This is a genomic window from Polluticoccus soli, from assembly GCF_029269745.1.
GTDB lineage: Bacteria > Bacteroidota > Bacteroidia > Chitinophagales > Chitinophagaceae > Polluticoccus > Polluticoccus soli.
The window spans coordinates 181167-193523 of the sequence record NZ_JARJHT010000001.1 but is presented as its reverse complement, the minus strand read 5'-3'; the positions used below and the strand labels follow the sequence as shown (position 1 = coordinate 193523).

Genomic DNA, 12357 nt, shown 5'->3' with positions numbered 1-12357 from the left:
AATATTTCGTTGCAGTTAATTATCCGTTCTTTGTTTGGCGAATGAACTCTTCGTGGCCTGGATCTTCGAAGCTGGTATATACAGCGCACCAGTGACCGATCAGAGAAAGACCCCATGCAGCGGTGATCCATGCTGGCCAAGGGTAAGCCCAACCTTCTACGCCCTTGTCGTAAGTCAGCCACATAATGGCAGAAGCTATCAGGAATACGATAAGATGAATAAAGAAGTTACGTTTTTGCGTAGCGGTCGGCTTTATTTTTTGAGGCATCAGTTGTTGGATTTTGCGCAAAGATAATTGCTGGGTATGATAAAACGAAATCAGCTCATTACCTTAAAATAAGGTGATATATCATATTTTTTCAACAGACTTTCGTCTGTTTCCGCGTTTCGCGCTTCCAGTTCATACTTGTTGTTATAGTAGCCGCTTCTCAAATGCTCTTTCATATACAGCCAAAGGAAGCTTAAGAACCCGTGCTGCTGAAACTGGTCGACATGTTTCAGCTCGTGGATCAGCCAGCGTTTATTTCGTACAAACTCAGCTGTATTCACATTGTGCAGATGTATTGTCTTTCCTATGACCATGGCCAAATACCTGTAGCCAAGCCTGCGTGCCGCCACCGCCGCTATCCAGGAATTCTGTTTTATTGAAATATTTTTCATGTTTACCAGGTTGTAAGTTATCAGATTATTACCCCCAAAAGGATTTAGTCATACGTTTTATGAAGAATATTTTCTATTTTCCCCTGTTAATTCCAAGCTAAAATTTTCATGCCTCTCAGGCAATGATCAGTTAATACTAAAAATGAAAAGGAAACTTTTACTCATTACAGCACTGTTTGCCAGTGCGCATTCGTATGCCCAATACATTGATGATAATCATGTTGGGCCCGTTAAGCTAGCCGATGTAGCTGAGGAATATTATCGCAGCGAACGACATGAAAATGGGGAAGCTGAAGAACACGCTAAAGATGGTATTAAAGAAGAAGACAAGGACTATCATTTCGGACGCTGGTATTGGTATTGGAAGAGTCATACCGATCAGAATGGCTACCTGGTATCGCCGTTGAAGACCTTCACGGAATGGCAGAAATATAACGCGGGTGGTGCGATGGCCAAGACAACCGTGGCTGATATGTCGAACTGGCAATTCCAGGGTCCTACGTCTTCTGACGGAGGATATCGTGGTATCGGGCGTATAAATAACATAGAGTTTCATCCTACACTTGCAGGTACTTACTGGGTATGCACAGCAGGAGGTGGTTTATGGCAGACAACTAATGATGGCGTAAGCTGGACTTGTCTTACCGATAAACTGCCGGTGTTAGGTACATCTGATCTTGAAGTGAACCCACTCAATCCCAATACTATGTACCTCTGTACCGGAGACAGGGATGCGAGCGACAGCTATAGTATAGGTGTATTGAAATCTACAGATGGCGGCGTGACCTGGAATGCTACTGGACTTACCTGGTCAACCTCACAGACACGTTTGACAAACTCACTCGTGCTAAATAAAATAGATACAAATTCGCTGACGCTAGCTACCAGCAATGGTATCTATAAATCGTACAACGGCGGTACTACCTGGGCGCAGGTACAAACAGGGAATTTCAAACAGGTATTGCAGCACCCAACGGATACAACAATATTATACGCAGCCAATACAGGCAGCAACAGTGCCAATATATACCGTTCAAAAAATGGTGGTGCTACATGGGCCACAGTTACGCTGGCAGGGGGAACGACAAACAAAAACCGTATTACCCTGGCTGTAACTCCACAGAATGTAGCTATAGTGAAAGCTATAGTGGCAACGAACAATGGAGGGCTGGAAGGTATCTACAGTTCTACAGACACAGGCAAAACGTTTACAAAAACATACGGACCGACAGGTTGTAATGGTGACCTGTTGGTGGGTACAAACTCTAACAGCCTGACCACTTGCGGTAACCAGGGCTGGTACGACCTGTCGATAGCTATAGACCCAACTAACTCGAACAAGATATTTGTCGGTGGTGTGAATACAAGATATTCAACCAATGGCGGTACCAGCTGGAGCATTGTGACACAATGGTACGCACAGGCGGCAGGTGTGGCAGAAGTGCACGCAGATAAACACTGGCTCACATTTCATCCGCTGGTGCCGGGTAGAATGTTTGAGTGTAATGATGGTGGTGTTTACAAGACGGATAATCCTGCACCCACCTCGTTATGGGTTGATCTGACCAATGGAATGGGCATCACGCAGTTCTATCGCAACGCAGTTGCTGATACAGCCGATTATCAGTTAGGCGGCGCGCAGGATAATGGTACCAAGATGAACCAGCTCGGTGTATGGAGTGACCCTTCAGGCGGCGATGGCATGAACTGTGAAATTGATTATGCAGATCCCGGCACCTATTACACAGCTTACCAAAACGGCGATCTGAACCGCTTCTCTCTGACATTGGGTGACGATGATATATCCAGCAATATACCGGGCAATCCTTCTGGTGCATGGATAACACCGTACATCATTAGCCCGCACAACCACTTTGATCTGCTGGCAGGATACAGGCATATATATTACAGTACCGATGCCGGTACATCATGGATATCGATAACAGGTAAAAATCTGACCACGAACAACCTGGAAAGGTTAGCCATGGCTCCGTCGAATGACTCGACCATCTATGCGGTAGCTGATAACAATAGCAAGAAGGTATTTTATACGCATGCATTTGTTGGTGGCCAGGTAGACTTTGATTCCATTACTTGTCCGAACGCAGGTGCGAATATTACAGATATATTAGTAGACGCAAAGGACAATAAGCACTTTTATATAACATTGGGCGGATACAACAGCGACCAGATAGTAGAGTACACCTTCAGCACAAACACCTGGAAGAAAATGAATACTAACCTGCCGAATGTACCCGTACATTGCATTAACATCGATACTTCAACCAATATTATGTATGTAGGTACAGATCTCGGTGTTTTTTACCTGGATACGGTCAATAAGCAATGGGCGACTTTCAATAAAAACCTTCCAAGCATAGAAGTGACAGACCTTGGTATCAACTACAAAAAGAAAGAGATCTGGGCGTCAACTTATGGCCGCGGACTTTGGAAGTCGATCAAGCAATCGTACGTGGCAGAAGATACTACAACCGACACTACCAATATTGTAGCCATTGTACCGTATGCTCCGGATAATGTTGTGGTAATGCCTAACCCAAGCGAAGGCAGGTTCTCTGTAAAAGCCACTAATGAAAAACTATACGGCCGACAAGTGAAGCTAGTCATGCTGGATGCAACGGGTAAACAAGCTTGGATAGATGAACAAGTGTTTAGCGGCAGTGGTTTACTCCATGTCAATGCGCAGGATGTGGCAAAAGGAATTTATCTGCTCACAATTACCGATGATGCAGGTATTATCAGTCGAAAGCGTGTCGTCGTAAGATAACATTTTAGAAACCCGGCTCACAAGGCCGGGTTTTTCATTAATAGTTGATTGGGTACTGTCACGAGTTTGTTAGATAACTTGTCACGCTTAGGTTATCTGATTGATGTCAAATATATTTATGTATTCCTGCAAACATTTATGACATGAAAAAGCTGTTACTATTACCTATCGTATTAATTGCATTTTGTGCTAAAGCACAACCCTCAATGGTGGAGGAAAGCAAAGCCCCTGTAAAACTTAGCGATGCTGTTTCAAGCTATCTAAAGTACGAACGGGCACCAGCCTCATCTGAATACGACGATGACGGCATTAGAATGGGCAAAGCGATAAAAGAGGGTAGAGATCATCATTTTTCTCGCTGGTTATGGTACTGGAAACAGCATACCGACGAGAACGGTTATATGGTATCGCCAATGACCACCGCTCGCGAATGGCAGAACTACCTAAAGAAAAATGACGGGACTGCAGCTAAAGGTACTGGCATCAACATGTCAAACTGGTCGTTTACCGGACCTTCGTCAACTATCAGCGGTTATAGAGGGATTGGTCGAATAAATGCGATGGATTTTCATCCGACGAATTCTAATGTTTTGTGGATAGGGGCAGCAGGTGGAGGAGTTTGGACTACCACTAACAATGGTGTGTCTTGGACCTGCCTTACCGACGATCTGCCGGTGATCAGCGTATCGGATATAGACGTTAACCAGAAGAATACGCAAACAATATACCTGTGCACAGGAGACCGCGATGGTAAGGACCATTTTAGTATGGGCGTATTGAAGTCGACCGATGGTGGAAGCACGTGGAATGCTACTGGACTGCAATGGAACACATCTCAATTGCGTTTGGCCAACACACTGGTCATTAATAAGGTCGACACGAACGCACTGATATTGGCTGCCAGCGATGGCATTTATAAATCGTTTGACGGCGGAGCAAACTGGAATAATGTGCAGCCTGGCAATTTCAAGCAGGTGCTGTATCATCCTACTGATACGAACATTGTCTATGCTACCAGCTTCTACACCGTCGCCAATAACACTCCCGCGCAAATATTCCGCTCGAAAGACGGAGGAAGCACGTGGCAGCAGGTAACTAGCTTTTCTCAATCGTGGCGGATAACACTGGCCGTTACACCTGCCGACGTGAAGGTTGTTAAAGCCGTTGTCGCAAGTTATGATCCCGCAAAATGGCGAGGTCTGCACGGCGTTTATTCGTCGGTAGATACGGGCAAGAACTTTACCCTGTTATTTAATGGAAATAACTGTACAGACAATATACTGAACAATGACGTGCAGGGAAATGGCTGTACAGGCCAGGGCAACTACGACCTGGCTATTGCCATTAGCCCTGCCAATGCGTCACAAGTATATGTGGGTGGAGTAAACACATGGTATTCGGCCAATGGTGGTTCCACCTGGACGATCGTAAACCAGTGGACCGGATTCCTGGGGTCTATAGCGGTTGTACATGCAGACAAACATTTTCTTGGGTTTCACCCACTGATATCCCAGCGACTGTTTGAATGTAATGACGGAGGTATTTATTGGACAGAAAGTCCGCAAAGCCTCGTCTGGAACGATATCAGCAATGGTCTCGGCATCACCCAGTTTTATCGGAATGCTGTTGCCGATCTTGCAGGATATGTATTAGGAGGAGCGCAAGACAACGGTACAAAGTCGTGGGATAACACGAGCTGGACTGATCAAACCGGAGGTGATGGAATGGATTGTCATATAGACCCAATAGATCCGGGAACCTACTATACAGGGGTGCAATATGGTAAGATATACCAGGTATCAGGCGGCTGGCCCACCGTTATATCTGATAATATCCCCGGGCAGCCTGATGGCGCATGGATAACACCCTACCTTATCAGTCCTTTCAATAATTATCACCTCGTAGCAGGCTATCAGCGTATTTATTTTACCGACGACCAAGGGGCTACCTGGACCTTAGTAACCAACGGACCGCTCAACCCAAGTAATAAAAACATATTAAGGCTCGCAATGACCCAAGCCAGTCAATCCACCATTTATGCTGTTATCGATTCATCGAACCAGATATACTATACGCATTCTTTTACGCCTGGTAATACTGCAAGTTTTACCCAGCTGGCAATTCCATACAATGGAATGATCTCGGATATCAAGGTGGATCCTAAAGACAAAGATCATTTCTGGATCACCTTTAGCGGGTTTAATGGTCCGCAAGTGGCTGAGTATAATGCAGGATCGTGGACGCAGATAAATGCCGGTTTGCCTAATGTACCTGTGTTGTGTTTCGAAATAGACACGTCAAACGCGATCCTCTATGTTGGTACTGACGTTGGTGTGTTTTACAAAGACAGCACACTGACGCAATGGGACCAGTTCAATGTCAATCTGCCTAGTGTGCATGTTACAGACCTGGGGATCAACTACGTAACCAATAAGATCTGGGCGGCTACTTATGGCAGAGGCATGTGGAGTTCTCCAAAGCAGGAATACAACAATGGTATCAGCACAATACCTTACGCCCCTGATGCATTTTTGCTGTTCCCTAATCCCAATAAGGGGGCGTTCAGGCTGGCGGCAAAGAGCAAGGCGATAAATGGAAATGTCGCGTGGCGCCTGATCGATAATATGGGCAGGGTAGCGAGAAACGGAACTGGAACGATTGATGGAAGTGGTGCAATGGAGGTAAGAGCTACCAATGTGGCATCAGGAACTTACACTTTTGAATTATTGGGAGATAAACAGGTACTCGGACGACAACAGGTTACAATATTCCAATAAGAACTGCAATAAAAAAGCCCGGCTAAGCAGCCGGGCTTTTACTATTCAAATGATATTGATTAAGCGCGTTGTGGAGCGGGTTTAATGGCCTGCTGCAAAGAGAAATAAAGACCAAACAGTAAGCCATTGCCTACCAGGTCGCTGATAACTGTATTGCGGAAGAATGGTAACGCCATAGTGTATGTTTTGGCCAGGCCAGCAGCGCCGGTTCCCCAATAGCCAGAAAGGAACACGCCGAAGTTAGATACTGCGAAGAACAGCACAGAGCTCATCAGTGAGAAGCCCAGTACCTTAGAGGTTTTCACATTGCCCATGAACATACCAAGAACGGTAACGATAGCCATTGCACCGTATACCCATATTTGCTCCTGGCCATAGAAACCTTTCATAGTTACCAGCTTGCCATCAGCCATATAGGTAATGGTGCCGAACAACTGGAAATAAAGATCTGAAATGAACATCGCCAGCAACGGTAGTATGAAAGCAAGACGTTTGTTAGCAACAACAGCGCCTGCGAAAAGACCAACAGCAGCAACCGGTGCAAGGTTATGCAGGTCACCGATCTCGCGGTTTACAATACGTGCCAAAGCAGCCATAGCGATAAGAGCGCTTGCCAGAAGGATATTAGTGTAGTTACGTTTCATTTGTATTTGTCTCAATTCTGGGATCAAAAGTAAAAAGAAAATGCACAATTTTCGTCGTGCATTTTCCAGTTATTCACATTAAAGGCCTTTGCCATGGCAAGATTTGTACTTCTTGCCGCTACCGCAAGGGCAGGGATCGTTTCGTCCTATTTTAGGTCCAGCCTGTACGGGACTGCGTTTTACACCACCTTCTTCTTCGTACACATCGTGTTCATCAGCAGCGTAATCCTGGCCAGCTTCATCTATCTCCTCCTTATTCATGTGCATATGGCTCATATCGGTTTGGGGAGGTGCTTCCTGTGTAGCCTGTGGTGGCTGTTCCTGCATCGGGATACCAGCGCGCATCAGGAAAGACACGATATTCCGGTTGGTTTCCAGCATCATCTGCTTGAACAGGTTAAATGCTTCGAATTTATAGATCAGCAGCGGGTCTTTCTGCTCATACGATGCCATTTGCACCGAGTTGCGCAGATCATCCATAGCACGCAGGTGGTCTTTCCACGCATCGTCTATCAGTGCCAGTGTCATGCTCTTTTCCAGTGTCTGTATAACTGGTAATCCTTGTTGTTCTACAGAGTCTTTTAGGTTGGCATACACTTGCAGTCCGCGCATACCATCTGTGAACGGTATCACGATATTTTCAACGCGGTCGCCGTTCTCTGCCTGTATTTGCGCCAGGGTAGGAGTGATGTGCTCACGCAGCGATTGCATTTTGCGGGTGTAGAAATCCTTCACCTGGTGATACAGTTTATCGCCAATAGTATTTAGGTCACCTTTTGCAAACTCTTCGGCAGTTACCTCAGGTTCCACCGCCAGATGCTTCATGGTCTCAATGCGGAACATTTCAAAGTCGCGGCTGTCTTCAAACTGGGTAGCCATGTCCATGGCAACGTCATACATTGCGTTATCGAGGTCGATAGACAGACGGTCGCCAAAAAGTGCGTGGTTGCGGCGTTTGTAGATAACGTCACGTTGGGCATTCATGACGTCATCATATTCCAACAGGCGTTTACGTATACCGAAGTTGTTCTCTTCCACTTTCTTCTGCGCACGCTCGATAGACTTAGTGATCATGCTATGTTGCAGCACTTCGCCTTCTTTGTGTCCCATTTTGTCCATCAGGGCAGCAATGCGTTCAGAGCCAAATAGGCGCATCAGGTCATCTTCCAGAGAAACGAAGAACTGCGAAGTACCTGGATCGCCCTGGCGACCGGCACGACCACGCAGCTGGCGGTCTACACGGCGGCTTTCGTGGCGTTCTGTACCAATGATAGCCAAACCACCTGCCTCTTTTACGCCGGGGCCCAGTTTAATATCCGTACCACGACCGGCCATGTTGGTGGCAATGGTTATGGCGCCGGCCAAACCAGCTTCGGCTACTATCTGCGCTTCACGAGCGTGTTGTTTCGCATTCAGTACGTTGTGTGGTATCTTTTTCGCTTGCAGCATACGACCAAGCAATTCAGATACCTCTACCGAAGTAGTACCTACCAGTACAGGGCGGCCTGCAGCTTGCAAAGCTTCTATCTCGTCGATAACAGCTTTATATTTTTCGCGCTTGGTTTTATAAACCAGGTCTTGCTGGTCATTTCGCGCTATTGGCAGGTTGGTAGGTATGGTTACCACTTCCAGTTTGTAGATACTCCAGAGCTCACCGGCTTCAGTTTCGGCTGTACCGGTCATACCGGCCAGCTTATGGTACATACGGAAGTAGTTTTGCAATGTTACAGTCGCGAAAGTTTGCGTGGCAGCTTCTACCTGCACATTCTCTTTAGCTTCTATCGCCTGGTGCAGACCATCGCTATAGCGGCGGCCGTCCAGTATACGGCCAGTCTGCTCGTCTACGATCTTAACTTTACCCTCCATCACCACATACTCCACATCTTTATCGAAGAGGGTGTATGCTTTCAGCAATTGCTGTACAGAGTGGATACGATCAGCTTTGATAGCATAGTCTTGTAGCAGGTGATCCTTGCGCTGTGCTTTTTCTTCGGCGCCTACGCCCATTTTTTCGATCTCTGCCAGTTCGCTGCCGATATCAGGCAGTACGAAGAAGTTAGGGTCTTCGCCAGCGCCTGTAATAAGGGCGATACCTTTTTCAGTAAGGTCTACGCTGTTGTTCTTTTCGTCGATCGAAAAGTATAGTTCGGCATCTACAATAGGCATATGGCGTTTTTGCTCGCCTATGTAGTAGTTCTCAGTTTTCTGCATTATCTGGCGATTACCTTCTTCGCTCAGATATTTGATAATGGCACCGGTTTTTGGCAGACCACGGTAAGCGCGGAATAAATGCAGACCGCCGGTTTCTTTATCGGTTTTTCCTTCGGCTATTAGTTTTTTAGCTTCTGTAAGGCTGCTGTTGATCACGCGACGTTGTGCCTCCAGCAGGCGTTCGATGCGCGGTTTCAAAGCATGGAATTGTTGTTCGTCGCCACGAGGCACAGGACCCGAGATGATGAGCGGTGTACGTGCATCATCTACCAGTACGCTATCCACCTCATCTACCATGGCGTAATGGTGTTTACGCTGCACCATTTCTTCAGGTTGATGCACCATGTTATCGCGCAGGTAGTCGAAGCCGAATTCGTTGTTTGTGCCCCAGGTAATATCGGCCATGTAAGCCTTACGACGCATTGGCGAGTTAGGCTGGTGTTTGTCGATACAGTCTGTTGTAAGACCGAGGAACTCAAACAGAGGGCCGTTCCATTCCTGGTCACGACGAGCCAGGTAGTCGTTCACTGTAACGATGTGTACACCTTCACCCGCAAGTGCGTTCAGGTAAGCGGGCAGGGTAGATACCAGGGTTTTACCTTCACCCGTTGCCATTTCCGATATTTTACCTTCGTGCAATATTGTACCACCGATCAACTGCACATCGTAATGCACCATGTTCCAGGTTACAGTACTGCCTGCAGCTTGCCAGGTGTTTTTGAAAATGGCTTTGTCTCCTTCGATGCGCACATGATCACGCTCCAGGGCCAGGTCTTTATCGAGCTCCGTTGCCGTTACAACCAGTTCTTCATTTTCTTTCAAACGACGAGAGGTTTCTTTTACAACAGCGAAAGCCTCTGGCAATAATTTTTCCAGTATTTCCTCTATTAGTTCATCACGACGTTTGATCAGTTTATCAACTTCGTTGTAAACGGCTTCACGCTCGTGAATTTCTGCTTCAGGGTGTTGATCAGCAGCTGCTTTTTGTTCTGCGATCTGCGTATCTATGTCTACCAGGTGCTCTTTTATACGCTGGCGAAACTCCTGCGTTTTGTTTCTGAGTTGGTCGAGAGACAGTGACTGGTATTCGTCGAAATAGCGGTTTATCTCGGCAACTATCGGCTGGATGCGTTTTACATCTTTGTCTGACTTGCTGCCACCAAATAATTTTGAAAGGAAACCTAACATCTTAAAGTTTTATAATGATCTAATGTTGTTCTTACAACCGCAGGCCTCGTTGACTTTTTATAATGCCGCGAATTACCATAAGTATCAAAAGCCGTGCAAATTCAAAAAACTGACAGGCTGGCACTTAGGGGGTTCAAAACTACGCCAAATAGGGCATTTGAGCAATGGTAAACGGGTGATTATTAGAGGGTATAAAAAAAAATTTAAGGCAAGCTCTTGCAAGGCAAGTTTTTTTTTATGTATTTTGGAAAACAATTTTGAAAAAAGCGTTCAATTATGAAAAAAACCTTCATCCTCGTTACAGCTGTGTTAGCTTCGGTTTTTATTGCTAATAAAGGTTTTGCACAGGACGATGAACTCGTTGGAGTATTCCGCTGGTACAATCCGGTAGATCAGAATTACATTACAGTTGCTGACGGCCAATTCCAGGAAGGTCAAATGCTGAACTGGAACTGGAAGAACAAAACGTTCATGTTCAGTGCATATCGCAACCCGGCTCCAGGCCGCGTAGCTATATATAGCTGGTACAATCCTGACACTAAAGACTATGCAAGCATCGCTGAGGATGAGTTCAACGATGATCAAATGATCAAAATGGGTTATACTAATAAAACCCTCCAATATTACGCTCTGACTCGCCGTGGTCCTAACACGATCCCAGTTTATCGCTGGAGCATTCGCAAAAATCACGACTGGGTTACTATTCCTGAAGAAGGTAACACTGATGCCTACTACAAAAAAGGCTACAGCCGTAAAACATTCCAATACTTCGGTATTCCTCGTAGCATTGATGCTGCGATCTACAACCAACTGTAAGCTACAGAGTTGATAAAAAATTAAAGGCTGCCGATCGGCAGCCTTTTTTATTCCTTACAATACCTGTACGATCAGGAATTTGAGATACTGGGTAGTCGGCACATGCCACAGTATCGGGTGGTCTGATGCCTGCGTTTGCCAGGTCACCTGGCGGATCTTGCGGCGTGCGTCTTTTGCTGCCATCTCAATCGTTTTCAGGAACATATCGGGCGGTACCAGGTTGGTGCATGAGGCCGTCACCAGGAATCCGCCGGGTTTGGTCAATTTCATACCGCGCAGGTTGATCTCTTTATATCCGGTTATGGCTTTTTGTATATTCTCGCGGCTTTTGGTGAAAGCAGGGGGATCGAGCATTACAACGTCATAGCGTTTTCCATCCTTCACCCATTGTTTCAACACGTCAAATGCATTTACAGCTTCAAACTTACAAATATCCCGGAAGCCGTTCAGTTCTGCATTACGTCTTGCTGTTTTTACCGCATTCTCCGAAATATCCAGCCCCAGTACGCTTTGGGCGCCATAGTGAGCAGCGTGCATAGAGAAAGTACCGGTATAACAAAAGGCCTCCAGTACGTCGGCATCTTTTACGATGTGCTGTATTGCGCGACGGTTGTCCTGCTGATCGAGGAAGTAGCCGGTCTTTTGGCCGTTCTCTATGTCAACATGAAACTTCAGGCCATTTTCGTTGAGGATAATATTGGTGTCGAATGGTGCAGACAGAAAGCCCTTTTGTTGCGGCAGTCCTTCTAATTCGCGAACTGGCACGTCATTACGTTCATAGATGCCTTTGGGCTTAAATATTTTCTGAAGGGCTTCCACAATGGCAGGCTTCCAACGATCTATACCAAGCGCCAGTGTCTGTATGACAAAATGATCATTGAATTTGTCGATGATCAGCGCCGGAAGCTGGTCGGCCTCACCAAATATCAGTCTGCAGTTCTCTACATAGCCTATTTGTTTGCGGTATTCCCATGCCTCCAGTATGCGATTATAGAAGAATTGGTCATTCACTTCTTCATTCTTATCGCGCGACACCAGCCTGATACGTATTTGAGATGCCGGATTAATATACCCTTTGCCAATAAAAGAACCGTTATATGAATATACTTCTACTATGTCGCCCGGTTCGTAACTACCATCACTGTCGCCCAGCTCATTGCCAAATATCCATGGGTGGCCGTTTACTACACGGTCGCCTACCTTCTTTCTAAGAAAAAACTTCGCCATCCTGCAAAAGTACTATTCGCCGTTCACTATTTTTGTGGGGTTAGGG

8 protein-coding genes are annotated in these 12357 nt (G+C 46.1%); 3 read left to right on the top strand and 5 right to left on the bottom strand.

Annotation, left to right across the window (positions count from 1 at the left end; translation table 11 throughout):
- Positions 1 to 19 precede the first annotated feature (19 nt).
- Both P2W83_RS01015 and P2W83_RS01010 read right to left on the bottom strand, forming a co-directional pair.
- Positions 20 to 268 carry a 2TM domain-containing protein gene (locus P2W83_RS01015; RefSeq protein WP_276131813.1) on the bottom strand — a complete coding sequence of 83 codons (249 nt, stop codon included), beginning with the start codon at positions 266 to 268 and terminating at the stop codon, positions 20 to 22.
- A gap of 50 nt (positions 269 to 318) precedes the next feature.
- Positions 319 to 660: a DUF4157 domain-containing protein gene (locus tag P2W83_RS01010; protein WP_276131812.1), complete on the bottom strand. Its 342-nt coding sequence runs from the start codon at positions 658 to 660 to the stop codon at positions 319 to 321.
- A gap of 142 nt (positions 661 to 802) precedes the next feature.
- Between P2W83_RS01010 and P2W83_RS01005 the strand changes: the two genes are divergently transcribed.
- Positions 803 to 3448 carry a T9SS type A sorting domain-containing protein gene (locus P2W83_RS01005; RefSeq protein ID WP_276131811.1) on the top strand — a complete coding sequence of 882 codons (2646 nt, stop codon included), beginning with the start codon at positions 803 to 805 and terminating at the stop codon, positions 3446 to 3448.
- Between the two features lie 143 nt (positions 3449 to 3591).
- Positions 3592 to 6225 (top strand): WD40/YVTN/BNR-like repeat-containing protein, encoded by a 2634-nt coding sequence (locus P2W83_RS01000; RefSeq protein WP_276131810.1) that lies wholly within the window; start codon positions 3592 to 3594, stop codon positions 6223 to 6225.
- A 59-nt stretch (positions 6226 to 6284) separates the two neighbouring features.
- On the opposite strand, the gene P2W83_RS00995 is transcribed toward P2W83_RS01000, so the two are convergent.
- Both P2W83_RS00995 and secA read right to left on the bottom strand, forming a co-directional pair.
- Positions 6285 to 6869 (bottom strand): DUF6580 family putative transport protein, encoded by a 585-nt coding sequence (locus P2W83_RS00995; protein ID WP_276131809.1) that lies wholly within the window; start codon positions 6867 to 6869, stop codon positions 6285 to 6287.
- 78 nt (positions 6870 to 6947) lie between these two features.
- Positions 6948 to 10268 carry a preprotein translocase subunit SecA gene (secA, locus tag P2W83_RS00990; RefSeq protein ID WP_276131808.1) on the bottom strand — a complete coding sequence of 1107 codons (3321 nt, stop codon included), beginning with the start codon at positions 10266 to 10268 and terminating at the stop codon, positions 6948 to 6950.
- Positions 10269 to 10544: 276 nt separating this feature from the next.
- Here secA and P2W83_RS00985 point away from each other — a divergent pair, with 276 nt between their 5' ends.
- Complete coding sequence (locus tag P2W83_RS00985; protein ID WP_276131807.1) at positions 10545 to 11084, top strand: hypothetical protein; 540 nt, start codon at positions 10545 to 10547, stop codon at positions 11082 to 11084.
- 54 nt (positions 11085 to 11138) lie between these two features.
- Here P2W83_RS00985 and P2W83_RS00980 read toward each other — a convergent pair whose 3' ends face one another.
- Positions 11139 to 12311, bottom strand: a complete 1173-nt coding sequence (locus tag P2W83_RS00980) for a class I SAM-dependent rRNA methyltransferase (protein ID WP_276131806.1) — start codon at positions 12309 to 12311, stop codon at positions 11139 to 11141.
- Positions 12312 to 12357: the final 46 nt, after the last annotated feature.